Annotated in this window: 23 protein-coding genes; 14 read left to right on the forward strand and 9 right to left on the reverse strand. The window is 70.8% G+C overall.

Annotated elements, in window-relative coordinates; all coding sequences use genetic code 11:
• A partial coding sequence (locus K4G64_RS22145; protein ID WP_221757763.1) for a hypothetical protein occupies positions 1-638 on the forward strand: 638 nt, incomplete at its 5' end.
• 288 nt (positions 639-926) lie between these two features.
• On the opposite strand, the gene K4G64_RS22150 is transcribed toward K4G64_RS22145, so the two are convergent.
• The 4 genes from K4G64_RS22150 to K4G64_RS22165 form a co-directional block, all read right to left on the reverse strand.
• Positions 927-1,430 carry a hypothetical protein gene (locus K4G64_RS22150; RefSeq protein WP_221757764.1) on the reverse strand — a complete coding sequence of 168 codons (504 nt, stop codon included), beginning with the start codon at positions 1,428-1,430 and terminating at the stop codon, positions 927-929.
• A gap of 358 nt (positions 1,431-1,788) precedes the next feature.
• Positions 1,789-1,992 carry a cold-shock protein gene (locus tag K4G64_RS22155; protein WP_030950951.1) on the reverse strand — a complete coding sequence of 68 codons (204 nt, stop codon included), beginning with the start codon at positions 1,990-1,992 and terminating at the stop codon, positions 1,789-1,791.
• Positions 1,993-2,857: 865 nt separating this feature from the next.
• Positions 2,858-3,043, reverse strand: a complete 186-nt coding sequence (locus K4G64_RS22160; protein WP_221757765.1) for a hypothetical protein — start codon at positions 3,041-3,043, stop codon at positions 2,858-2,860.
• Positions 3,040-3,330: a hypothetical protein gene (locus K4G64_RS22165; protein WP_221757766.1), complete on the reverse strand. Its 291-nt coding sequence runs from the start codon at positions 3,328-3,330 to the stop codon at positions 3,040-3,042. The genes K4G64_RS22160 and K4G64_RS22165 overlap by 4 nt, the downstream gene beginning before the upstream one ends.
• Positions 3,331-4,356: 1,026 nt before the next feature.
• On the opposite strand from K4G64_RS22165, the gene K4G64_RS22170 reads away from it, so the two are divergent.
• The 8 genes from K4G64_RS22170 to K4G64_RS22205 all read left to right on the forward strand — a co-directional run bounded on the left by K4G64_RS22170 (position 4,357) and on the right by K4G64_RS22205 (position 14,155).
• Positions 4,357-5,937, forward strand: a complete 1,581-nt coding sequence (locus K4G64_RS22170) for a radical SAM/SPASM domain-containing protein (protein WP_221757767.1) — start codon at positions 4,357-4,359, stop codon at positions 5,935-5,937.
• 112 nt (positions 5,938-6,049) lie between these two features.
• Positions 6,050-7,933 carry a carbamoyltransferase C-terminal domain-containing protein gene (locus K4G64_RS22175; RefSeq protein WP_221757768.1) on the forward strand — a complete coding sequence of 628 codons (1,884 nt, stop codon included), beginning with the start codon at positions 6,050-6,052 and terminating at the stop codon, positions 7,931-7,933.
• A gap of 47 nt (positions 7,934-7,980) precedes the next feature.
• Complete coding sequence (locus K4G64_RS22180; RefSeq protein WP_221757769.1) at positions 7,981-8,913, forward strand: phytanoyl-CoA dioxygenase family protein; 933 nt, start codon at positions 7,981-7,983, stop codon at positions 8,911-8,913.
• A complete protein-coding gene (locus K4G64_RS22185; protein WP_260460794.1) occupies positions 8,906-10,186 on the forward strand; it encodes an MFS transporter in 1,281 nt (426 codons plus the stop codon). The genes K4G64_RS22180 and K4G64_RS22185 overlap by 8 nt, the downstream gene beginning before the upstream one ends.
• Before the next feature lie 3 nt (positions 10,187-10,189).
• Positions 10,190-11,125, forward strand: coding sequence for an NAD(P)/FAD-dependent oxidoreductase (locus K4G64_RS22190; RefSeq protein WP_221757770.1), 936 nt, complete (start codon positions 10,190-10,192; stop codon positions 11,123-11,125).
• Positions 11,126-11,168: 43 nt separating this feature from the next.
• The gene (locus K4G64_RS22195) at positions 11,169-12,086 is read left to right on the forward strand and encodes an SGNH/GDSL hydrolase family protein (RefSeq protein WP_260460795.1); all 918 of its coding nucleotides are present in this window, start codon (positions 11,169-11,171) and stop codon (positions 12,084-12,086) included.
• A gap of 10 nt (positions 12,087-12,096) precedes the next feature.
• The gene (locus tag K4G64_RS22200; protein ID WP_221757771.1) at positions 12,097-12,285 is read left to right on the forward strand and encodes a hypothetical protein; all 189 of its coding nucleotides are present in this window, start codon (positions 12,097-12,099) and stop codon (positions 12,283-12,285) included.
• A gap of 1 nt (position 12,286) precedes the next feature.
• On the forward strand, positions 12,287-14,155 hold the full coding sequence (locus tag K4G64_RS22205) for a carbamoyltransferase N-terminal domain-containing protein (protein ID WP_221757772.1): 1,869 nt from the start codon (positions 12,287-12,289) through the stop codon (positions 14,153-14,155).
• Between the two features lie 188 nt (positions 14,156-14,343).
• On the opposite strand, the gene K4G64_RS22210 is transcribed toward K4G64_RS22205, so the two are convergent.
• Entirely contained in the window at positions 14,344-14,967 is a 624-nt protein-coding gene (locus tag K4G64_RS22210; RefSeq protein WP_260460798.1) for a class I SAM-dependent methyltransferase, read from the reverse strand.
• A 244-nt stretch (positions 14,968-15,211) separates the two neighbouring features.
• Between K4G64_RS22210 and K4G64_RS22215 the strand changes: the two genes are divergently transcribed.
• Together K4G64_RS22215 and K4G64_RS22220 are read left to right on the forward strand one after the other, a co-directional pair.
• A complete protein-coding gene (locus tag K4G64_RS22215; RefSeq protein WP_221757774.1) occupies positions 15,212-15,472 on the forward strand; it encodes a hypothetical protein in 261 nt (86 codons plus the stop codon).
• Entirely contained in the window at positions 15,469-15,636 is a 168-nt protein-coding gene (locus K4G64_RS22220) for a PepSY domain-containing protein (protein ID WP_221757775.1), read from the forward strand. The genes K4G64_RS22215 and K4G64_RS22220 overlap by 4 nt, the downstream gene beginning before the upstream one ends.
• Before the next feature lie 174 nt (positions 15,637-15,810).
• On the opposite strand, the gene K4G64_RS22225 is transcribed toward K4G64_RS22220, so the two are convergent.
• The 3 genes from K4G64_RS22225 to K4G64_RS22235 form a co-directional block, all read right to left on the reverse strand.
• Complete coding sequence (locus tag K4G64_RS22225; protein WP_221757776.1) at positions 15,811-16,854, reverse strand: ABC transporter ATP-binding protein; 1,044 nt, start codon at positions 16,852-16,854, stop codon at positions 15,811-15,813.
• On the reverse strand, positions 16,851-18,317 hold the full coding sequence (locus tag K4G64_RS22230; RefSeq protein ID WP_308122455.1) for an iron ABC transporter permease: 1,467 nt from the start codon (positions 18,315-18,317) through the stop codon (positions 16,851-16,853). Before K4G64_RS22230 ends, K4G64_RS22225 begins: the two co-directional genes overlap by 4 nt.
• Positions 18,318-18,488: 171 nt before the next feature.
• Positions 18,489-19,535, reverse strand: coding sequence for an iron ABC transporter substrate-binding protein (locus K4G64_RS22235; RefSeq protein ID WP_221757777.1), 1,047 nt, complete (start codon positions 19,533-19,535; stop codon positions 18,489-18,491).
• Positions 19,536-19,836: 301 nt separating this feature from the next.
• Here K4G64_RS22235 and K4G64_RS22240 point away from each other — a divergent pair, with 301 nt between their 5' ends.
• A complete protein-coding gene (locus K4G64_RS22240) occupies positions 19,837-22,395 on the forward strand; it encodes an AMP-binding protein (RefSeq protein WP_308122456.1) in 2,559 nt (852 codons plus the stop codon).
• A complete protein-coding gene (locus tag K4G64_RS22245; protein ID WP_221757778.1) occupies positions 22,392-22,607 on the forward strand; it encodes an FAD:protein FMN transferase in 216 nt (71 codons plus the stop codon). Before K4G64_RS22240 ends, K4G64_RS22245 begins: the two co-directional genes overlap by 4 nt.
• 107 nt (positions 22,608-22,714) lie before the next feature.
• Here the strand turns inward: K4G64_RS22245 and K4G64_RS22250 are convergent, their stop codons facing one another.
• Positions 22,715-23,152, reverse strand: a complete 438-nt coding sequence (locus K4G64_RS22250) for a hypothetical protein (RefSeq protein ID WP_221757779.1) — start codon at positions 23,150-23,152, stop codon at positions 22,715-22,717.
• Positions 23,153-23,236: 84 nt separating this feature from the next.
• On the opposite strand from K4G64_RS22250, the gene K4G64_RS22255 reads away from it, so the two are divergent.
• Positions 23,237-23,944, forward strand: coding sequence for a metalloregulator ArsR/SmtB family transcription factor (locus tag K4G64_RS22255; RefSeq protein WP_221757780.1), 708 nt, complete (start codon positions 23,237-23,239; stop codon positions 23,942-23,944).
• Positions 23,945-24,219: the final 275 nt, after the last annotated feature.

Genomic DNA, 24,219 nt, shown 5'->3' on the forward strand with positions numbered 1-24,219 from the left:
GTATCAGTGCCGAGGCCACCACCCTGGTCGTGGACGGAGCGAGCGCGAAGACCGCCAAGCGCAGCTACGGGCGCTACGACATCCGGATCCGGCCGGTGGCGGGCCGCAGCACGGACTTGGGCTTCCCCGTGTGGATGACGCCCCTGGACACCAAGCACACCGTCACCTTCGACACTCCGACCAGGTCGGACGTCACGCTGACCACCCCGCAGATCCCCGGGCTTGAGGTGCGCATCCCCAAGGGCTCGGTGGTACGCGACGAACATGGCAAGCCGGTCACCGAGCTGGGCATCACCGCGATCCCCGTCGACCGGCCCCCGTTCCCGCTGCCCGAGAACAGTGCCGTGCCGGTGTACTTCACCGTCCAGCCCGGCGGCACCTATCTGTTCCCCAAGGGCGCGCAGATCGTCTACCCGAACTACACGCACGAAGCTCCCGGAACCCGGATCGACTTCCTCGCCTACGACCCCGAGCGCAAGGGCTGGCACACCTACAGGCACGGCACCGTCACCCGTCCACAAGCCATCAGGGGCCTGCCTCGGCCCCGGCGCTTTCGTCACATCTGCCTCACCGTTCACATGATGGGAGCGGTCGGTCATGTTCCGCTCGGGACGGGTACTCGCGTTGCTCCCGCTTGAGGGTGGGAAGGCTTTTCGGCCAGGGCACGCCGGTCGTACGGGCGGCACGACGTGCGACGACACCGCTGTGACGTAGGAAGATGCGGCAACCAGAATTCCGATCGCGGCAACGGCCGGCCAATCGCCGCCCTGCTGGCCGGGACGCCGTCTTTGCGGCTTGTGTCCGCGGCGAGGCCAGGCACTGCGATCGAGGCGCGCACCGGACGGGTCAGGGCTGCTACGGCGTCGCGGTGGGCGGCGGCGGGCGGCGGGCGAGACCAGCCGCCCCTGGCAGCGCCGACATCGGGGTTATGCCTGTACCCGTGCCCGGTGCCGCTGTGCGTACGACCAGGTCACCGCGGTCATCAGGGCAGGGATGGCGAACAGCGGTGCGAAGGCGATACCCCAGACAGTTTGTGCCGTACCGCTCGCCATGTATGTCTCGCTCTCGACGGTGAAAGCGACCACGAGTTGCCATAGCGCCACCAGGACCAGGACGCCTGAGGCGGTCCAGGCGAGCGCGGCGATGGCCCCGGGGCGCAGCGGCCGCCACCGGTCGCTGACGAGCAGTAGCGGAAACAGAGCCGCCAGCTCGGCAAGGACGGACAGACCGACGACGTAGGCAATGCCCCAACCCGGGATGTCGAAGACATCGCGCAGCACCTGGTCGCTATAGCCCACATAGAGACCGGATGCCATGGCGATGCGCCACAGACCCGACGGGACCGCGCACAGCGCGATGGCGTGGGCACCGCGGCGAGCCCAGACAGGCGCGGGCACAGCGGCGGGGAGGGGGGCGTTGGCTGTCGTCATGACTTACATGCTGGCTCTGAACATGGCAGCCGCGCGTCGTCCGCTACGGCGGGCTGCCTCCGCCCTGCGGAGGAGGCGCACCCACTGAGGGAGGACCTCAGGATGCTCAACCGCCGGGCGGGTTGGGCTGTCCAACACTCGGTGATGGAGGGGGCGTCGCGACCAACCCGGCGAACCTTCACGGTCACAGCACCAGGGGCGTGGGTCAGCCACCAGCGCTCGCGCGCGGCGACGCTGTCGCAGGAACGCATCGAGCGCTCGCCGACCTCGGACTCCACTGGGCGCTGAGACGGCCCCGCGCGCAAGCCGCGCTGGGGGTCCGCGGCGGTGACGCACACGCCACGGACCCCACCGTCGATCAGCCCCGAACGATGTTCTGCGCCTGCGGCCCCTTCTGCCCCTGACCGATCTCGAACGTCACATGCTCGCCCTCGGTCAGCTCGCGGTACCCGCTGCCCTGAATCTCGGAGTAGTGCGCGAACACGTCAGGGCCCCCGCCGTCCTGCTGGATGAAGCCAAAGCCCTTCTCAGAGTTGAACCACTTCACGGTGCCGCTGGCCATACCGTCAATCCTTCGATCTATGCACGAGAGCAGCCCGCATACCGGGCACGCTCCAGCCCTTGCACCCACAAGAGCCACACGCCGTTCTACCCCCAACCACCCTGTTTACCCGAACAACGCCACACCGGTCGAAGACCGGTCGCGCACAGACCGTGCAGTGCCGGCGTCGGCGCAGCACCGCGTGGGGCGGGCGCAGGTCCTCAGTCCCCGTCATAGGAAGGGTCGTCGCTCCTTCCGGCTGGGCTTGGGCCGCGACTTGGTGCTTCGGTACGGGGGCGCTCAGTGCGAAGCCGCTCTCGGAGCATCCGCGTACGTCGCGCCCCCGCCCTCGGCGATTCCTTCCACGGAATACGACAGCCAGGCTTTCCAGTAGCGGCTGCAGGCGGCGGATGGCTCGGGCCATATGGGTGGCCACCGTTCCCGACGCGACCCCCGATGATCTCGGCAGTCCATGGGAGCCAAGATGTTTGAGCGGCACGGCGCGGTGCGGCACTACGGGCGCCCGCTCACTCGTTGAGTGCCCTGCGCCGCCGCGTCGGCTGACCACGCTGCTGCCGCACGGCCATGAGGTCTCTCCCGGGTCAAGGTGCGTGCGCCCACCCGCGCCTGGCGCTCGCGGCGCCGGGCTTGGGCCACGGTGTGCTCGGCTGGTTGCTGCTTGTGCTGAGCTTTCGTGCCCGCCGCCTCGGCGGCGGTCGCCTCGACTTCGGCGAGGCGCGCCCACGCTGCCTGTTCCCGGGCGGTGCTCTGGCTCGGGGCCCGGGGCTGCGCTGGTGGCCTCCCGGCTGCGGGCGCCGGCCGGAGGGACGCGGGCTGGCAGGGGCCTCAGTCGCCGTCCTGAGAGGGACCGTCACTCAGCGGTCCCTCAACGGCCCTCGCACGGGTCGTCGCCCACAGGCATCGGATTGGTGTCGGCCGCCAGGCAGGAGGAGTACACCCGCGGCGGAGTGGGCTGCGGCTGCGGTTCCGTCACGGCGATCACGGCGATGATCGCCACGGCCCCGGCGCGGACCAGCCCCGCTGTCACGGCGAGCCCTGTACGGCGGCTCACCGGTCGCCGCTGAAGTGGTCGAGAACTTCATCGCTGCAGTCCTCCGCATCGGCCCGGGTTCGTGTGAAGGCCAGCACGCCGTCGTCGTTGCCTTCCCTCTTGGCCTTGGCCATCTGCGTCTCGATGTCCGCGATGTACGCGGCGCACTCGGCGCTGACGGGCTTCTCGGGCTGCGGGGCAGGCGCTGGAAAGGCGTTCAGGGCGGCGGTGGCAGCGATACCGGCCACGCACAGCACCACCCACGCGGCAACCCACGTGCGGCGGCTCATCCGTAACGGCTTGGGCATGTAGGCATCCTACGAGCGTCACGCCTGCCTTCTTCCAGTTTTTGGAGACGAGAACGGCGCAGCCGGCTTACGGGAAACGTGGGCCCGCATCCTGCGGGAGCAGACAGCAGGGGCCCGAGCGCGATGGTCAGGGCGACCGCGTTGTGGCCGTGGAGCTGGTCGGCTCCGCTCTGCTGTGCGATCGAGCAGACGAGTGGTTGTACGACACCGGGCCCTGCTCAAGGCTGGTCCGCGTGCCCGTGAACCACTCCGCCGAGTTTTGCACGTGTACGTGTCCCAGCCGCGCCTGACCGCGAAGGACGACCCATTCCGGGCGTGGTCTCCTGCTCGTTCTCGCACTCGCCGACGACTGGGGGCGTACGGCGAAGGAAGGAGTGCCGCACGGCGAGGATGCCGATGGGCGGGTTGGCGCTGACGATCCGTCGGTCGCATCCCCTGTGTGACCAAAAAGCCCTCCGGCATGCGGAACTTCGGCCGACGCAGAGCAGGCCGTCGTCAATGGATTGATCAAGCAGGGGGAGCAGGTGAGGCCGCCCCAAAGGGAGCCACGCGGCTCGTAATGCGTGATCGATATCGCCGTCACCCGTCGACAAACGGGCAATTTCAGCATGACCGGTTGACGTCTTATAGGGCCTCGCTCACTTCTGCTTCAGTGGGTCGCATTGTTTGCCTCACCCACTGAGGAGGGCCGTATGGCCGAAGTCAGGAAGGTCGCCCGACCCGCGGTCACCGCGTCGAGCCGTCCGTGCGCGTTCGTTTCGCCGGACAGGGGCAACGCCCCGACCATCACGCCCCAGCGTCAGCGGACGGAGACCACCTCGGCCTCCGCTGACCAACGAAAAGAGTGTGAGCCGGCCTAACGGCTGAGCCACCCGGGGCCCCGCTCGCCGGCTGGGCCCCGGCATCGCGCGCGCCGGGACCTTGTTCCACGCCGCGCGCCTGTGGCCGCGGCGCCGCCGTCCCGGCCTTCGTATACACCTTTCCGTCGCGCCGGAATTCGTGACCCGCAGGGAGAAGGCTTCAGGCATGCAGAATTCGATGTACCAGTCCTCGCGCTACATCCGCACCCTGCGCGGCGCGGATGATCGGGATTTCAGCTCATTCGGCGGCCGGCTCGACGCATTCTCGGGCGGCGAGCGAAACATGGCCTTTCATTCACTCTTCGGAAATGCGCGGCTGATCGACCGGGACATCGTGGAACTCCTGCGGGAGGCCGCCGGGGGCATCAGCTGGCAGCGGCTACGCGAACGCGTGGACGAGGAGTCGCTGCGTGACCTGGTGGAAGCCCGCTTCCTGGTCGAGGCGGGGCAGGACGAGGCCAAGGAGATCGACACCCTGCTCGAGAGCAGGCGTGAAGTGCTCAGCAGCGGCGTCTTCCACTCCTCCATCCAGCTCGTGCTCACCAACGCCTGCAACTTCTCCTGTCAGGGCTGCTTCGCGTACAACTTCGACGGTGGTGTGGAGGAGCGCAACACCTCCGGAGAGTCGGTGAAACCCGGTCCGGTCCTGGTCGAGCTGCGCCGCTCCCGCGAGGACGCCCCGGGCCGTCCGGACTCCGGACCCACGCTCGCCCGCGGCGACTGGAACCACGGCTCGGACGAGGGCCGCAATCCGTCGATGCACATGTCGCGCGAGGTGGCCGAGAAGACCGTCAGGGAGGCCATCGAGCTACGCAAGGCCAACGGGGGCGGCCATCTTTCGGTGTCCTTCTTCGGCGGCGAGCCGACCCTGGCCCGGAACACCATCCTCCACGTGCTGCGCACTTTCGGCGACCGCCATGACGGGGTCTCCCTCTCTTACGACCTGACCAGCAACGGCTCCCGCATCGACGCCGAACTGCTGGCGGCGCTCGCCGAGCACCGCGTCGACACCACCGTCTCCATCGACTACCTGGTCCCGGAGACCGGCGAGTTCCGCGGCGGGCAGCAGCAGCGCACTCCCTGGGCGGTGGTCCGCAAGGCGATCCTCGACATGAAGGCCGCGGGCGTGCCCGTCAGCATCACCTCGGTGCTCTCCCAGTACACCTGGGACAAGTGGGGCACCCCGCTCATCGACTTCGTCGCCGAGGCCGGCCTGGAGAGCCTGGACGTCATCGTGTCCTTCCAGGCGAAGGAATTCTTCCAGAAGCACAGCCCGCACGACGTGGCACAACGGCTGCTGGCCGCAGTGGACTACGGGCGCGAGCGCGGCGTGCAGCTGAGCGGCTACTGGTATCAGACCTTCCAGATGATCATCGACGAGGCCAAGTGGGCCGAGCAGGCCGACTACAAGACCTGCCCGGCGGTCGGCCGTCAGCTCTCCATCGAGCCCAACGGCAGTGTGTTCGCCTGCAAGGCCACCGCCCGCAAGCTCGGCACCATCGACGACTGGCGCGGCATCTTCGCCTCGCCCGCCTACCAGGACTACGGCATGCGGGCCTACACCAACGGCCCCGGTTGCCAGGGCTGTGAGCTGCAGGGCACCTGCTCGGGCGGATCCGCCGGCGCTCTGGAGGAGGAGAACGGCTCGATCCAGGTGATGTCGCCCGGCTACTGCGCCTATATGCGCGAGGTGGTGCAGGGACTGCTGGAGCGCCATCACGCGCAGAGCCTCGCCGGCTTGTCCTGACTCCGGCGCCGACGTACTCCCCGACGGGTCGCCCGACACGGTGCGGCCGCCCGCGGGTCCACGACCCGGCTCCCGTGACCCAGTTCCGGGCCGAGGAAGGGTGACTGGTTCCATGGCAACGATCGGACTGCACTTCGGCCATGATGCCGGGGCCGCACTCACCGACGCGGACGGCTACCGGGTCATCGAGGCGGAGCGACGGCTGGGCCTGCGCCACGTGTGCGGCGGCAACGGCGACTTCCCTCAGGCCGCCGCCGAGTGGCTGGCGGAGCTGCGGGAGCGGGCGGGGAGCACGGTGACCCGGGTCGCCGTGGCGGACTGGTACACACCGCGATGCCAGGTGGTGCCGCCCGCGCTGGTCGAGCTGGTCAACGAGGACGCCCGCTGGGCGGCGCCCGGTGTCACCGGCCTGGCCGAGGCGGTGACCCGTGTGATCAAGCCCGTCGACTGGCCTCTGGCCGACGGTCTCGGCGACATCACCCTCATCGCGGTGCGCCATCACTACGCGCACGCTGCCCTTGCGTATCACACCTCCGGCGTCCGCAGGGCCCTGGTCCTGGCGCTGGACGGGACGGGCAACTACGCCGAGTGCGGCATGGTCTGTCTCGGCGACGGTGACCGGCTCACTCCGGTGATGTCCTTCACCAACCGCGGCGGCCCGCGCTTCGGCCTGGTCTACGAGGCGCTGTCCCGGCGGGTCCACGGCAGTCAGTTCGACACCGGCAAACTGCTCGGACTGACGGCCACCGGGGAGACGGACGAGGCCCTGCTGCCGGTGCTGCGCGCCATGCTGGTCCCGCAGTCCACCCGGCGTGCCGCACCGGACCTGTACGAGGTGCTGGACGAGAAGAGGCTGACCGGGACCGCGCTGCGCTACGCCGACAGCTGGTGGGAGTACGACTCGGTCAGCGGCGGCTACCTGGACGCGGGCCTCGCCGACTCCTCGGACGACGACGTCGTGCACTCCTTCGGCTCGGTGTTCCCTGACGAGATCCGCAGCGCGGACGGCGCTACCACCCTGGTGGGGACCTCTCCCGAGGACCGGGTCTGCCGGGACCTCGCGGCAACCCTGCAGCACGCCGTGGAGAACGACCTGCTCCAGCTGGTCACCGGCATCAGCCGCCGGTTCCCCGGTTACACCACGCTGTGCTACGCGGGTGGCTGCGCCCTCAACATCACCGCCAACACACGTCTGGCCGAGTCCGGCCTGTTCTCCCGGATCCACATCCCGACGTGCTGCGACGACTCGGGAATCGCGCTCGGCGCGGCGCTTGCCGTCGCCGATCCGGCCGACCGGCCCGCGCTGCCGGCCGGTTCGCGCTGGGCGCCGCTGGCCTATGCCGGACCTGCGCTGACGGGCCTGGAGGCCCTGGAGGGCAACGACACGGAGCCGGCGGCCCGCCCCGCGGCGGCACCTGCAGAGCCGGCGCTGTCCGTGCGACGCGCGGTGGACGACGAGGAGTTCGTCGAGCGTGTCGCCGAACTACTCGCCGAGCGGCGGTGCGTGGCCTGGCTGGAAGGTGGCCTGGAGACCGGGCCGCGAGCCCTCGGTCACCGTTCTCTGCTCGTCTCGGCCCACTGGAGCGGCGCCCGCCGGTACGTTTCCGAGACGATCAAGCAACGTGAGTGGTTCCGGCCGGTCGCGCCGATCTGCCCGCAGGAGGTGGCCGACCAGTTCTTCACCGGACCCCTGGACCACGCCGAGACCATGTTGTTCGCGGTACGGGTATGGCCCGACCGGGCCCGGCAGCTGGCCGAGGCTCGGCACATCGACGGCACCGCCCGGCTGCAGACCGTGACGCCCGGCGTTCAGCCCCTGCTGCACCGGCTGTGCCACGCGGTAGGGACACGCACGGGCCTGCCCGTGCTGATCAACACCAGCGCCAACGCCGGCGGACGCCCGCTCCTCAACCGCCTCGACGAAGCCTTGGAGCTGCTCACCGGCACCGAACTGGACGCCGTGGCACTGCCGGAACAGCGCCTGATCGTCGAGTGAGGCCCGCCCCGTCCAGCAACCTGCGACCCCTGACCTGGAGAGTACCCGTGGCCGTCGTTCCCCTGCGTGACATCGTCAAGACTCAGCCGCTGCGCGTCCTGTCCCCGGCGGACTGGCAGCAGTGGGTCACCCAGGGCTATGTGATCGTGCGTCAGGCGGTGGAGCCGCAGACCGTGGCCGCCCTGACCGAGGGCCTGTACTCCTTCCTGGACATGCGTCCGGACGACCCGTCGACCTGGGCCTCGCCGCACACGGGCAACGACCGGCTCCCGGGGCACAGCGGTCTGGTCGAGATGTACAACCACCAGGCGCAGTGGGACGTGCGGCAGAGCCCCCGGGTCTACGGCGCCTTCGCCGACATCTGGGACCGCGCCGACCTGTGGGTCACCATCGACTTCGCCAACGTCAACCCGCCCAACCGGGGGCCACGCGCCTTCGAAGGGTTCGTCCACTGGGACGTGGGCACCTCCACCGATCCGCTGCCGGTGAGCTGTCAGGCGGTGCTCTCGCTCACCGACGGCGACGAGGAGATCGGCGGGTTCCAGTGCGTGCCGGAGATCTTCACCGAGTGGGAGAAGTGGGTGAGTGAACAGCCCGCCGACCGCGACCCGTTCACGCCCGACATCACCGGCTACTCGATCACCGTGCCCCGGGTCCGTCCCGGTGACCTGATCATTTTCAACAGCCTGCTGCCGCACGGTGTGCATCCCAATGTCTCCGAGGACCGGGTGCGCATGGCCCAGTACCTGACCATGGCACCCGCCTGGGAGGAGCACGCCGAACTGCGGGAGGCCCGGGTGCGGTTCTGGCGGGACCGGGTGCCTCCGCATCCCCCCGAGGGCGGGGTGCGAAAGGACGAGGCCGAGCTGTGGGGACCGGCACGGCTGAGCGATCTGGGCGAACGGCTGCTGGGCCTGCGGACGTGGTCCGGCGACGGTGTGCCGCAGGACGACGCGTCCCGGGGAGGCGTTGTTGACTGACACCGCACGGCCAGCGACCGGACCGGGCCGGCGGGCGGACCTCGGCCGCCCGTTCCGGTGGCTGTGGGCCTCGACCGCCGCCTCCAACGCCGGCGACGGCATCACCCGTACCCTGCTGCCGCTGCTCGTGGTGGCACACCATCCCGACCCCGCAGTGGTCGCCGGTCTGACCACCGTCAACATGCTGCCCTGGCTGCTCTTCGCGCTGCCCGCGGGCGTCCTGGCGGACCGCTTGGACCGGCGCCGGATCGTGCTCGCCAGCAACGCGGTACGCGCCGCGGCCCTGCTCGCAGCGGCGGTGGCCCTCGCCGACCACCGCCCGCTGGCCCTGTTGTACGCGCTGGCGTTCGTGCTCGGTATCGCCGAGACCCTCGCCGACACGGCGGCGCCCGCGATGCTGCCACGGCTGGTCGACGAGCGGCAGCTGGAGCGCGCCAACGGGCGGCTGTCCGCGGCACAGATCGTGCTGAACGACATGGTCGGGCCGCCCGTCGCGGGCCTCCTGGTGGCAGTGACCGCCGTCGCGGCGGTGGCGACCGGCGGCACGATGTACGCGCTGGCCGCGCTGCTCATGCTCGGCCTCGCCCCGCTCCCCCGCGCCGCCCGCCCGGACGTCCCGCCGGGCACGCGCGGCGGAGTGCTGCGCGACATCCGGGCGGGCCTCGAATTCGTCCTTCACCATCGCACGCTCAGGCTGACCCTCGCCGCGAGCACCTTGTACGGGCTGGTGTTCTCGGCGACGTTCTCGATGCTGGTCCTGCTCAGCCACCATGCTCTCGGGCTGGACGGCACCGGGTACGGGCTGCTGCTCGCCGCCGGCTCGGTGGGCGCCGTCGCGGGCAGCTGGCTGGCGCCCCGGGCCGTCGGCCGGCTGACCGCACTGCGGCTGGCCCGGTGGTCCCTGGCAGCGTCGGGCGCCGCGTACGTAGCGCTGGGTCTCCTGCGGCAACCGGCGCTGGCCGCTCTCGCACTGGCCGCCAACGGCGTCTTCATGATGGGCTGGAACATCCCGGTGATGTCGCTGCGCCAGCGGCTCACGCCGGAGCCGCTGCAGGGCCGGGTGATGAGCGTGTCCCGGCTGTGCTCCTGGGGCTCCATGCCGGTCGGCGCCACGCTCGGCGGTCTGCTCGCCGAAGCCCTCTCCGTGCCCGCCGTCTTCGTGGTGTGCGGTGCCGTCCTGGTGGCGGGCGCGCTGCTGCTCCTCGCGCCGGTGCGCGAGGACACCGAGGCGGCCGGCCCGTCCCCGCACAACGACCTACTCGACAAGGGGTGACCGTTGGACACACAGCTCTACGACACGGTGATCGTCGGAGGCGGCCCGGCCGGCCTCAACGGCGCGCTGTACCTGGGCCGCTCACGCCGAAGGGTGCTGCTGATCGACTCGGGTGACGCCCGCAACATGGCGGCCGGGGTCATGCACAACGTGCTGACCAACGACGGGGCGACGATCGCGGACTTCCGCGCCCGTTCCCGCGCCGAGCTCGCCGCGTACGACGTGACCTTCCGCGACGACGAGGTGATGTCGGCGGGATGCGACGGCGACCGGGTGGTCGTCACCACCAAGAAGTCCGGCACCTTCCACGCCCGCACCCTGCTGTACGCGGCCGGGGTGCGCTCGGTGCTTCCCTCGGTCCCGGGCCTCGCGGACCTGTGGGGCAAGGCGGTGTTCGAGTGCCCCTACTGCCATGCCTGGGAGGTACGTGCGCGCAGCTTCGCCGTGTACGGCGGCAACGTGCCCAGCGAGTGCCTGGCCGCGACTCTGACGGTGTGGTCCGAGGACATCACCTACCTCTCCGACCGGCGCGTCCTCCCGCAGGACGAACGAGACCGGCTCGTCGCGGCCGGTGTGCCGGTGGTGGCCGACGGGATCAGCGAGTTCAAGCCGCACCCCGAAGGGGTCGAGGTCATCTTCGAGGACGGCCAGTCCGCCGCCTACGGCGCCCTCTTCCTGCATCTGGACATCGAGCCCCGGGTGGACCCGCTGCGTCCCTGGCTGCAGGCCCCGGACCTGGAGTCGGTGCAGACCGACGAGCGCGGCCGCACCAGCCTGCCCCGGCTGTACGTGGCGGGTGACCTCGGCCGGAACATGCAGCAGGCCGCGATGGCAGCCGCCAGCGGCGGGCTGGCCGGCATGGCCATCAACGCCGACCTGATCCGGGAGGACCGGCCCGGCTCCCTGCCCGAGCCGCCGCCTCCGCAGCCCGCCCGCTGAGCGCACGCCGACCGTCCCACCCAGCCACGGGAGCCCCTTCGCGATGACCTCACCCCGCGCCGAGTTCGCCCCGCACATGGAGCACTACACCTTCGTCCTGGAGGACCAGCCGTACCTGGGCTATTTCCAGTACGGAAACGAGAAGACGCCCGTCTACACGACCGACCGGCACGGCTTCCGGGTCACGCCGGGGCCGGCCGGGCTTGTGGCCGGCGTCGGCGACGACCGCCCGGACGGCCCGGTGCGGGTGCTCGCCGGCAGTTCCGCGGTCTTCGGCGTGGGCGCCACCGGCGACGCGGCAACCATCTCCGCCCGGCTGTGGAACGCCCACGCGCCCCGGCTGCCCTGGCTGAACATCGCCGGGCAGAGCCACAACTCCGCTCAGGAACTCATGCTGTTCACCCTGTTCCTGCACGAACTGCCGCCCGTTGAGGACATCGTGCTGGTGTCCGGCGTCAACAATCTCGTGCTCAGCCGACTGCCCGAGGAGAAGCAAGGCCGGCACGGTGCGTTCTTCGACTGCGGGCCCGCCCCCGACGTCGTCCCGCCACCGGAACGGCGGGTGGCGTACGCCGCAGAACTGACGCTACGCCACCTCGGGGCGTGGAAGACCCTCGCGGACGGCCTCGGCGCCCGGCTGACCTTCGTCCTCCAGCCGCTCGCGCCCTGGGTGCGCGAGGAGCCGCTGCCCCGGGAGAAGCTGCTGTTCGAGGAGCTGGACGAGGTGTCCAACTTCCGCCGGTTCCACAACGACATCTCCACCATGGCGGTGGGCCGCGCCTACGCAGACCGGCTGGCCGCCGGATGCGCGGGTCTGCACGTGCCGTTCCTCGACATGAACGTGGCGCTGGCCGACGTGGCCGGCCCGGAGGACTGGCTGTTCATCGACCGGGTGCACTGCACCGATCTGGGCTACGACCTCGTGGCCCGACAGCTCGCCGACCGTCTCGACCTGGCGTGAGGAGCCTGTGATGCCCGAGTCCCCGCATGATGCGCACGGCAAGGCCCCCCAGGGAAGTGGCCCCGCGTCCGTGCCGGCAGTGCGCCGCCTGGCCTCCTGGCTGCGCCGCCGGCACCGGCCCGCCTCCTCCACCGACGCCCCGCCGCACGGGCTGCGCCCACAGCCCGAGGACGACGCCTCCGTCTACCCCCTGTTCTGAGATGGCCCGTTCCGGCAGCGGGACCGGCCGGGACCGCCCGGTCCTGGGCATCTCCGCCTACTACCACGACAGCGCGGCCGCCGTCGTGGCCGGCGGCGTCCCGCTCGTGGCGGCGCAGGAGGAGCGGTTCACCCGGCGCCGCCACGACGCGAGCTTCCCTGCCCACGCCGTCGCGTCCTGCCTGCGTGAGGCCGGGCTGCGCCTGGACGACCTGGCGGCGGTGGCGTTCTACGAGGATCCGGCCCTGAAATTCCGCCGGGTGCTGGCGACCTGGCTGGCCACGGCCCCCCGCGGCTACCCGGTGTTCCGCCGGGCGTGGCCCGAGTGGACCGGCTGGAAGCGGCGCGCCGTGGACGACGTACGGGCGCGGCTGGGTGAGCTGACCCGCGGGCGGCCGCTACCGCCGGTGGTGGCGCACCGGCACCACGCCTCGCACGCGGCATCGGCGTTCTTCCCGAGCCCGTTTTCCTCGGCGGCGGTGCTGTGCGTGGACGGCGTGGGCGAGTGGGAGACCACGACGCTCTGGCACGGCCGGGACACCGGACTGGTCCCCCTCGCGCAGCAGTCGTTCCCGCACTCGCTCGGCATGCTGTACTCGGCGTTCACGTACTACTGCGGCTTCAAGGTCGACTCGGGCGAGTACAAGCTGATGGGCCTCGCGCCCTACGGCACCCCGCGGTACGCGCCGCTCATCCGGGAGCGGCTGATCGACGTGAAACCGGACGGCTCCTTCCGCCTGGACCTCGGCTACTTCACCTTCCAGTATGGGCTGGCCATGGTCGGCCGGGCCTTCGAGGAGCTGTTCGGCGGCCCACGCCGGACTCCCGAAGGCCCGCTGACCGAGCGGGAGTTCGACCTGGCGGCGTCCGTGCAGCAGGTCACCGAGGAGGTGCTGCGGCGGCTGGCCCGCACGGTGCTGGAACGCACCGGGGAACGGCGGCTGTGCCTGGCGGGTGGCGTCGCGCTGAACTGCGTGGCCAACGGGCGGATCCTCACGGACGGGGTGTGCGACGAGTTGTGGGTGCAGCCGGCGGCGGGGGACGCGGGCGGAGCGCTGGGGGCGGCCCTGGCCGAGTCGCACCACCGGGGAGCGCCCCGCGCCCACGTCGGCAGCGGCCGGGACGCGATGGCGGGGGCGCTGCTCGGCCCCGCCTGCTCGGACCGGGAGATCGAGGACTTCCTCGCCGACGGCGGTTACCCCGCCGTACGGCTGCCGGAGCGGGCGCTGGTGGAGCGGGTCGCGGCGGAGCTGGCGGCGGGCCGGGTGGTGGGCTGGTGCCAGGGGCGGATGGAGTTCGGGCCGCGTGCGCTGGGCAACCGGTCCATCCTCGCGGACCCCCGCGACCCACTGATGCAGTCCGCCCTCAACCTCAAGATCAAGTTCCGCGAGTCCTTCCGGCCGTTCGCGCCCGCGGTACTCGCCGAGGACGCGAAGGACTGGTTCGAACTACCCCAGGAGAGCCCGTACATGCTGCTCACCGCGCAGGTCGCCGCCGCCCGACGGCAGGAGTGCGGGCAGCCACCGCAGGGTGCGTCGGGACTGGAGCTGTTGCGGGTGCCGCGCTCCACCATTCCGGCGGTCACACATGTCGACGGCTCGGCGCGCGTGCAGACGGTGACGGCCGAGCACAACCCGCGCTTCCACGCGCTGCTCACCGCGTTCCGGGAGAAGACGGGCTGTCCGGTGCTGGTCAACACGTCGTTCAATGTGCGTGGGGAGCCGATCGTGCGGGACGCCCGGGAGGCCTACGCCTGCTTCATGCGCACGCGCATCGATCTTCTGGTCCTCGGCGACTTCCTGCTGGACAAGCGGGACCAGCCCGAGTGGCGGGAGGAGGGCGACTGGCGTGCCGCGATCCCGTTGGACTGAGCGGCTGCGGCACCTGGGGCCGGCCGTACTGTACTTCGCGGTGGTCACTCCCGTCGGGCTGTGCGTACGAGCGGTCCGCGACCCGCTGCGCCGCTCCTGGGACGCGCACCGGCCGACCTATCTGCAGCCGCCGGTGCGCACCTGCCGCCGCACGGTGTCGTCGTCGGGCCGAACCCGCAGGCCGGGCTTCAGTCTCCGGCGGGCGCGTTCGCCACGATGACGGCCACACGGCGTGCTCCGAGGTCGAGGATCCGGGAGGCTGCCTCGGAGAAACCGCAGGAAGTCGCCCAGGCGTCGGCCTCCCGTACGGTTCGGGGCAACGGCACGTCACGAGAGATGTGGCGGGCGAAGCGTTCCGATGGGCGGAAGTGTGTGGCCAGCGGCAGGGTGAAGCCCACCCGGCCCCCGGGACGCAGGGCGCGCAGCCAGTCGTCCATCACCCGACGGCCGAGGAAGTGCAGCGAGGAGGCGCAGAGCACCATGTCCAGGGAGTGATCCGGGACGGGCAGCGGTACGGCGTCGGCGACTCGCCAGTCGATCGCGCCGACCGGGACGAGACCGGCGGCGCGGTCGCGGCCTGTGGCGACCATGCCCGGCGACAGGTCGACGGCCAGGACGGCCGGTGCGGTGTCCGGCCGGCCCCGGGCGACGTGCAGCGCCACCGCGCCCGCCCCGCACGCCACGTCGGCGACCTTGGCGGTGGCACCGGGATCAGCCCATGCGATCAAGGCCCGTGCGATCTCCTCATGGTGCCCGTGGTCATAGCTGTCGGCCAGCTCGTCGAAGACTTCCGCAAGCGTTGCGCTCTCCATCACCGACCGATCCTAGAGGTTGTCCCCAACCTGCGTGGCAGTTGATGCGTTGCCTGGGCATGGGCGGGGTGAGGTCAGCAAATGATTCGTAGGGGTCAAGCCGTTAGCGTGTCCCCCCAACCAACAAGTCGCTGCGCAAGTTCGACTCACATCCGCATCAACCACAAACGGTGCTGCCTGCCCTGCTCGAAGGCGTATCTCGCGCGGCCTCCTGGACGTCGCGGACAGCGTCGATCCAGGCCCTGTGGGGTTTCCTGCCGCGTGGCATGAGGCCTCTTTCCCCGAGAGCCGATCGGCGGCCCTGGCGCAGCTGAGCAATCTTGCTCCCTCGGCAGGCCAGGCGGAGCAGGAGCCGCAGGGCCGGCAGGCCACGGTCCGTGCTGCTTTGTCGGCCGGCTTCGAGATCGAGATCGATCCGGAGCTCGACGCCCAGTTCGGGCCGCGACCGGTCAACGGTGTCCAGGCTGCCGGGATCGTCACCGACAACCGTCCCGGCGCCCTGTGATCAAGGTGGAGCTGGACGAGGAGGGCGGCAGGGCGGTGTGGGAAGTGGAGGCGCAGGACGGGGCCGGTGACCTCGAGGCTCTCGTCGACGCGTTCACCGGCGAGATAGTCGGCCAGGGCTCCGAGGACGTGGAGGGCGCCGGCCAGGGTGGGGACGACGACTGAGCCCGTCTGCCTGACTGCACGATGACCGAAGCGACCGCCGCAGTACGGCGGTCGCTTCGTCCTTGACCGCGTGAGGATCTTGCCCTTGGCGGCGCTGCCGTTACCGCGCCACTGGGGTGCACGGGTTCGGCGGTGGTGAGGCGGAATCGTGCGCGCACGTGCTCCGAGCAGTCGTTATGGATGCAGGGTAGCCTCGCCCGCAATGCATACGCCCGTCTTCTCGCCGGGGCGGATGGGAAGGGGGCCCGCCACACGGATGTCGACCGGCGTGTCGTGCTCCTCGACCTTCACGGTGACCATGGCGTCGTGGCCGTAGTAGCAGATGTCGGTCACCGTGCCGTTGACCGAGCCGTCCGAGTGCGCGTCGGTGAGACGGAGTTGTTCCGGTCGCAGCAGGACGGTGCCGGCGCGGAGGCCGGCAGGCGCCGCGGCGAGGGGTACGGGGCCCAGCGCGGTCTTCGCTGTGCCGTCGGTGTCGATGGTGGCGGGCAGGAGGACGGCGTCGCCGACGAAGTCGGCGATCCAGGCGTCGGCGGGGCGGTTGTACAGGTCCTGCGGGGTGGCGCACTGGGCGACCTGGCCGTCGCGTACGACGGCGACGAGGTCGGCGGTGGACAGGGCCTCCTGCTGGTCGTGGGTGACGAGGACGGCAGTGGCGCCGGTCGCCCGCAGCGCGGTCCGTACGTCGGAGCGCACTTCCGCACGCAGCGCGCTGTCGAGGGCGTTGAACGGCTCGTCCAGGAGCACGAGTTGGGGCTGCGGAGCGAGCGCGCGGGCCAGGGCGACGCGTTGTTGCTGGCCGCCGGACAGCTCGTGCGGCATACGGTCGCCGTATCCGGCGAGGCCGACCAGCTCCAGCATCTCCTCGGTGCGGTGCCGCCGTTCGGCCCGGTCGGCGCCGGTGAGCCCGAAGGCGACGTTGCGGGCGACGCTCAGGTGCGGGAACAGGGCGCCCTCCTGGGGCACGATGCCGATACGGCGGCGCTCCGGCGGCAGATGGACACCCGGCCCGCTCAGGAGCCGGTCGCCGAGCCGGACGGTGCCCGCGTCGGGACGCAGGAATCCGGCGACGATCCGCAGCATGGTGGTCTTGCCGCAGCCGGACGGGCCGAGCACCGCGGCCAACGCGCCCGCCGGGACGGTGAGTTCCAGGTCCCGCAGCACCGGTTCGCCGGCTCCGTAGGACTTGGTGAGCCCTTCGACGTACAGATCGTTCATGTCCTGTGCCTGCCTAGGAGATACGAGGGGACGGCGGCCAGCAGGATCAGTGCGGCGGCGTAGGGGGCGGCGGCCGCGAAGGATCCGGCTCCGGTCTCGGTCCACAGCCGGGTGGCGAGGGTGTCCATGCCGGTGGGGCGCAGCAGGAGGGTCGCGGGGAGTTCCTTCATGCAGACCACGAAGGTGAGCGCGGCCCCCGCCGCCACGCCGGGGGCGGCCAGCGGGACGGTGACCTCGCGCAGCACCTGCCACGGCCGGCGGCCGAGCGAGCGGGCCACGTCCTCCAGAACGGGCGGCGCCTGGAGCACACCCGCACGGGTGGCTGCCACCGCGACCGGCAGGAAGAGGACCGCGTACGCGCCGACCAGCAGCGGGAGTTGCTGGTAGAGCGGGTAGGCGTACCGCACGGCGAAGAAGACCATGGCCAGCGCGACCGTGATACCGGGCAGGGCGTGGCCCGCGTAGGCCGCCTGTTCCAGCAGGCGGGCGCCGCGCCCCCGGTGCCGGGCGGCGATCACCCCGACCGGCAGAGCGAGAACCGTGGTGAGGCCCGCGCCCGCGGCTGCGACCCCGAAGGTGGCCCAGGCGGTGTCCGCGAGCGTGCCCAGGTCCCAGGTGGCCGAGCTGCCGACGGCCAGCCAGTAGCCGAGGGTCCCCAGCGGGAAGGCGACGGCGACGGCCGTCACCGCCCCGCACCACACCAGGGCGAGTGGCTGCCACCGGCCGAGCGCGAGCGGAACCGACGGCCGGGCAGTGCCCGTTCCGGTTCTGGAGTGACCGGCCCGGCCGCGGGTACGGGCCTCGGCGGCGACCAGCGCGATCGTGATCACCACCAGGACGACACTGAGCGCGGCGGCCGGAGTGCGGTCGAAGGAGGCCCGGTAAGAGGTGTGGATGGCTCGGGTGAAGGTGTCGTACCGCATCAGGGAGACCGCGCCGAAGTCGGAGAGCACGTACAGCGCGACCAGGAGGGCCCCGCCTGCGGCGGCTGGTCGCAGTTGCGGCAGGGTGACGCGCAGGAAGGTACTGAGCGGGCCGTGACCGAGGGAGCGGGCGGCCTCTTCTTGTGCCGGGTCGATGCCCCGCAGTGCGGCGGCGACCGGCAGGTGGACGTAGGGGAAGCTGACCAGTGTCAGGGCGAGGGCGGCGCCGCCGAACCCGGCGAGGCCCGGTTCGGCGGACAGCCAGGCGAAGGCAGCCACGTAACTCGGCACGGCCAGCGGCAGCGTGGCCAGCACCGACCAGGCGCGGGCTCCGGGCAGCGCGGTGCGTACGGTCAGCCAGGCCAGTGAGATGCCCAGCACCAGGCAGGCCGCCACGACCACGGCGGTCAGGCAGAGGCTGCGGCCGAGGAGGTCGAGCGTGCGTGCGTCGGCGACGACGTCCCAGGCGAAGGACGGGCCGCGTTCCAGGGCGCGGAGGGCGAGGTAGCCGAGGGGGAGGACGGCGAAGAGGGCTGCCACGCAGGCTGGGACGACCAGGATCAGGGGCGGTCTGTGCCCGGGCGTGCGGAATCCTCCCGCCGTGCGAGTCCCTCGTGTGCGGCCTGTGTCCGGACCGCCTTCGGCCTCGCGCCCGCGCGGGGCGACGAGGGCTCCGGCCGGGCGCGAGGTGGGTGATGTGGGCACGGTGGGTCAGACCAGTCCGACGTCCTGGAGCATGGCCAGCGTCTCTTGGAGGGATTCCAGCTTGCCGAGGTCGATGTCGGGAGACTCCAGGGACTCGAACGGCGGCAGGTCCTCGACCTTGCTGGTGACGCCGGCGGCCAGCGGGTATTCCTTCGTCTCGTCCGCGAAGTAGGTCTGCGCCTCCTTCGAGAGCAGGTAGTCCACCGCCTTCTGCGCCATGGCGCTCTGCCCGCTGTCCTTGAGGATGCCGGCGCCGGCGACGTTGATCAGCGCGCCGGGGTCCTTGCCGGGCAGAAACTTGAGCTTGGCGTTGACCTTGCCCTCGCCCTTCTCCGCGACGCGCTCATACCAGTAGTAGTGGTTGACCAGACCGAGGGAGACCTCGCCGGCCTCGACGGCGTCCAGGGTGGCGAGGTTGTGGGCGTAGGTCTTGGCGCCGTTCGCCTTCAGGTCCTCCAGCCATGTGCGGGTGGTGTCGTCGCCCTTGAGGACCCGCATGCTGGTGACGAACGCCTGGAAGGAGGCGTTGGTGGGCGCGAAGCCGACCTTGCCCTTCCACTCCGGCTTCACCACGTCGAAGACGCTGTCCGGGACCTTCTCTTCGGTGGCCTTGTCCGGGTTGTAGGCGATGACGCGGACGCGGCCGGAGAGGCCGACCCAGTCGCCTTCGGAGCCGCGGTAGGCGTCGTCGACCTCGTCGAGGGTCGCCTGCGGGAGCTTGTGCAGCATGCCTTCCCTGGACAGGGCGCCCAGCGCGCCGGCGTCCTGGGAGAAGAACAGCCCGGCCTTGGTGCGGTCGCCCTCCTCCAGAATCTGGGCGGCGAGCTCCGCGCTGTCGCCGTAGCGCACCTCGACCTGGGTGCCGACTGCCTTCTCCAGCTTGTCCAGAAGTGGCTTGACGAGCTTCTCGTTGCGGCCGGAGTAGATGACGAGGGAGGAGTCGCCGCTCCGGCTCTCGCCGCCCTTGTCGTCGGAGCCGCAGGCGGCGAGAGCGGGGAGCAGAAGACCGGCCGTGACCAGCGCAGTGATCTGACGAGCCGTGGGGCGTCGCATGGTGTCTGTGTGCCTTCCTGAGGGGCTCGCCTGCACGTCGCCGATCTGTCGGTGGAGAGCGATGGGCGAAGCAATCCTGTGACCTTGCTGTGGCTTGATTCCGACCATGCTATGAATAAGGTAAACCTTGCCTAACAGTCAAGGGTTGATAAAGCGGACGTTGCCGCGGAAAGGGCTGCGCCCCGTGATCCACTCCTCTCCGCCCCTCCCGGCTCCGCGTCCGGTGCCCCGTCCGAACGACTCGTCGGGGGCCGCCGTCCATCCGGCCACACCCGCTCCGCCTCTGCCCCGGCCGAATGCGGTGCCGTTCGCGCGCGGACTCGCGGCGTACGGTGACCGCGTCGCTCTCGTCACGCCGCAGGGGCAGCTGTCGTATCGCGAACTGGCCGACCGGGTGACCGACACCGCCGAGCGCCTCGGGCCCGTGCGGCGGCTGGTACTGCTGGCCGGCGCCAACCGGGCCGACGCCCTCGTCACGCACCTGGCCGCCCTGTCCGCCGGCCACCCTCTGCTGCTGGTCCCGGGCGACAGCGAGAGCACGATCCGCTCGCTGACCGAGGCGTACGCCCCCGACGTCGTGGCCCGTCCACACGCCGACGGGACCTGGACCCTCGACGAGCGGCACCCCACGAGCGCCCACACCCTCCACCCGGACCTGGCCCTCCTGCTGAGCACCTCCGGCTCCACCGGTTCACCCAAACTGGTACGGCTCTCCCACGACAACCTCCAGGCCAACGCCGAGTCCATCGCCACCTACCTCGGCATCGACGACACCGACCGGGCCGCCACCACCCTGCCCATGCACTACTGCTACGGCCTGTCCGTGATCCACAGCCATCTGCTGCGTGGCGCCGGGCTGATCCTCACGGAGCAGTCGGTGTCGGAAGCGGCGTTCTGGAAGGAGTTCCGGGCCGCCCGCGGCACCTCGCTCGCAGGAGTGCCGTACACCTTCGACCTGCTCGACCGGGTCGGGTTCGCACGGATGGACCTGCCGCACCTGCGTCGCGTCACCCAGGCCGGGGGCCGACTCGCGCCGGAACGCGTCGCCCGGTACGCCGAATTTGGCCGCCGCTCCGGCTGGGAGCTGTACGTGATGTACGGGCAGACCGAGGCCACGGCCCGGATGGCCTACCTCCCGCCGCACCGCGCCGCCGAGCACCCCGAGGCCATAGGCGTAGCCATACCCGGCGGCTCCTTCCGGCTGCAACCGGTCGACGGCCACGGTCCAGATGTCGGCGAACTGGTCTATTCCGGACGAAACGTGATGCTCGGTTACGCAGACAGCCCTGCCGATCTCGCCGTCGGCCGGACCATGGAGGAACTGCACACCGGAGACCTCGCCCGCCGCACGCCCGACGGGCTGTACCAGATCGTGGGCCGCCGCAGCCGCTTCGTGAAGATTCTCGGTCTGCGGATCGACCCACAGCGCATCGAGACCCTGCTGGAGGAACACGGCGTCGCCGCGTACTGCGCGGGGGACGGGGAGACCCTGGCCGTGACCACTCTGGGGGAGGCGAGCGGGGAAGCCGGCACCCGGCGGCTGATCGCACGGGAGTGCGGCCTCCCGGCCCACACCCTAAGGGTCCGAGCCGTCGCCGAACTGCCCCGCCTGGCCTCCGGCAAGCCCGACTACGAAGCCGTACGACGACTGACGCGCCCCGCCGAGGAGACGGCATCCGGCCCCGTCGAAGATCTGGTCCGCCTCTATGCGGAGATCCTCGACCGCGCCGACGTCACCGAGGACAGCAGCTTCGTCAGCCTGGGCGGCGACTCCCTGTCCTATGTCGAGATGTCGCTGCGCCTTGAGGAGGCGCTTGGCCACCTGCCCGCCGACTGGCACACGAGAACCATCCGCGAGCTGCGGATCCTGGCCGCGCCCGGGGCCCAGCGGCCGGACGAACGCGTCAGATCGGTGCCCCGGCGGGGGCCTGGGATCCGCAGGGCACTGAGAACCTGGGCCAGCCCCCACTCCTGGCGGACCCGCCGCACCCTGGAGACAGGCGTCGTCCTACGTGCCGTCGGGATCCTTTTCATCGTCGGCTCACACATTCGCATCTTCGACATCAAGGGCTTCGCTCACATCCTCCTCGGCGTGGCGGGCTACAACCTCGCCCGCTTCCTCCTGACCGACACCACACGCCACGAGCGCGTACGGCGCCTGTGGCGCAGCATCGCCCGCATCGCCCTGCCGAGCATGGCGTGGATCACCGGCGCCGTACTCCTGACCGACTTCTACGACCCCGCGAACGCCCTGCTGCTCAACACCCTCCTCGACCAGGGCAACGACCGCTTCGACTGGGCCTACTGGTTCGTGGAGGCCCTCGTCTACTTCCTGATCGCCCTGGCCCTCCTCACGGCCGTGCCGCTCCTGGACCGGCTGGAGCGGCGGTACACGTTCGGCGTGCCCCTGGCCCTCATGACCGTCGGCTTGGTCGGCCGCTACGATCTGCTCGACCTGGCGTCCGCTCGTCCCCAGCTGAGTCCCAGCGTGGTGTTTTGGCTGTTCGCATGGGGATGGGCAGCCGCGCGGGCGGACACCGTGCGGCAACGCGCCATACTGACGGCGGTGCTGCTGCTCACCGTGCCCGGCCTCTTCCAAGACCAGCTCCTGCGCACGACCATCGTGATCGCCGGGCTGACACTGCTGATCTGGGTGCCGACCCTGCCCAGCCTTGGTCCGCTCAGTGCGCTCACCGGCGTCCTGGCCAGCAGTTCCCTGTACATCTACCTGACGCATTACCAGGTCTACCCCTACCTTCAGGAGGACTTCCCACTCACCGCCCTGTTCGTCTCGCTGGTGGTCGGCATCGGCTACGCGACGGTCGTAACCCGGGTGGCGCGGACGGTCCGCTGGCTGTGAACACGGCCTTCCGCCTCCGGGGCGACCCGCTGTCCACCGTCAAGCGTCGGCGTCGCGGTGGGCCGGAGGCACACCACCTGATCGACCCGCGCACCGGGGAGCCCGCGGCCGGGGACATCGCCGCCGTCACCGTGGTCGCCCAGCGGGCCGCGTTCCGCTGCTTGAAGTCGTCCTTGTCCAACTTCGCCGGCCGGGGCGCAAGCCGGACTTGAGCCGGTTGCGGACGGGGTCCGCGGGCACCGGGCGTCCTTCACACTCAGCGGGTGAGCCGATGGAGGGGCCCACCCGCCTCGTCACCTCCCGTGACTGCTGCCTTCCGTCAGTGAGACTGCCGCTTGCCGTTGTAGCCCTGGGCGAGCCGGGCGAGGGCGACCGCGCCGAGCAGCAGGCCGAAGTCGCGCAGCGCGACGTCGTAGTAGCCGGGGATGGTCAGCAGGTTGACGATGATCCCGGCGAGCCATCCGGCCACCAGCCAACCGCCGAGGCGCGGGGCGAGCGCGACGACAAGACCCGCAACGACTTCGATGACGCCGACTGCGTACATGGCCGCCTGGGCACTGCCCGGAACGACGTCGTTGGCCCACGGGGCGAGGTAGGCAGGCCAGTCCACGAGCAGGTTGGCGAACTTGTCCAGCCCGAACAGGATCGGCGCCACAGTGAACCCGATGCGCAGGATGACGAACGCCTGGTAGCCGGGATCGCTGAGCGCGGGCCGCCGGGAGGCGACGGATGTGGTGGTTGTGCTTGGGGACGACATGACGCCCACCCTTCTATCGACAACTCTCATTAACGATAGAAGCGCGTAAGCCTTCTTTAGTCAATCGCTGTTGGTTTTACACTGGTGTTCGTGGACCCCTCGAAGGAAGTAGCCCGCCCCGACGTCTCCGCCGTCGCCGCTCTCGACGAGCCGACCCGCAGGAGGCTCTACGACCACGTCGTTCGCCAGCCGGAACCGGTCAGCCGCGACGAAGCCGCCGAAACCCTCGGCCTTGCCCGGCAGACGGCGGCCTTCCACCTGGACCGCCTGGCCGACGAATCGCTGCTCGACGTCGTCTACGAGCGGCGCAGCGGCCGCACCGGGCCCGGAGCAGGCCGGCCCGCCAAGCTCTACAAGCGGTCCACCAGACAGGTCACCGTCAGCCTCCCGGAGCGGCATTACGAACTGGCCGGACGGCTCCTCGCCCAGGCGCTGGAGGAGTCCGAATCCACAGGTGAACCGGTTCGTTCAGTTCTGCACCGAAAGGCCCACGAGCTGGGCGCGCAGCTCGCCGGCCCGGGCCAGACGGATGTGTGCGCCGTGCTGGAAGCCAACGGCTTCGAACCCCGTTCTGACGGTGACGCCGTCGTCCTGGGCAACTGCCCCTTCCATGCGCTCGCACGCGAGCACACCCAGACGGTGTGCGGCATGAACCTTCACCTGCTCCGCGGCCTGCTGGACGGGTTCGCAGAAGGCGGCCTCCAGGCACGCCTGGCGCCCAGCCCCGGTCACTGCTGCGTCCGGTTGGAGCCGCATTCCTCACCCTCCACCAGCGTGCGAACGCTTCCCTGACGGGGCCGGAGCCCGCGGCGCCCTCGTCATTGGCGGTCTGCTCATCGCCGGCGCGATCGGTGCGGGCTGCCTGCTCCGGCAGCGCCGGGTCACGACGCCGGTGATGCTCCGCACGGAGGAGGGCGACGTGGCGGGGCAGCCCGCCCTGAGCACGGCCGCCTGAGCGGAGCCCGCGGCGGCCGGGGGGACGTGGACGGCCCGGGCGCCCGGTCCGGTCAGGTGCCCCAGCAGCCGGAGACACGTTCCCGTGGGCAATGGCGATCGCTGCGTGTGCT

This window comes from Streptomyces sp. WAC04114 (assembly GCF_019733245.1).
In the GTDB taxonomy this organism is placed as follows: Bacteria; Actinomycetota; Actinomycetes; order Streptomycetales; family Streptomycetaceae; genus Streptomyces; species Streptomyces massasporeus_A.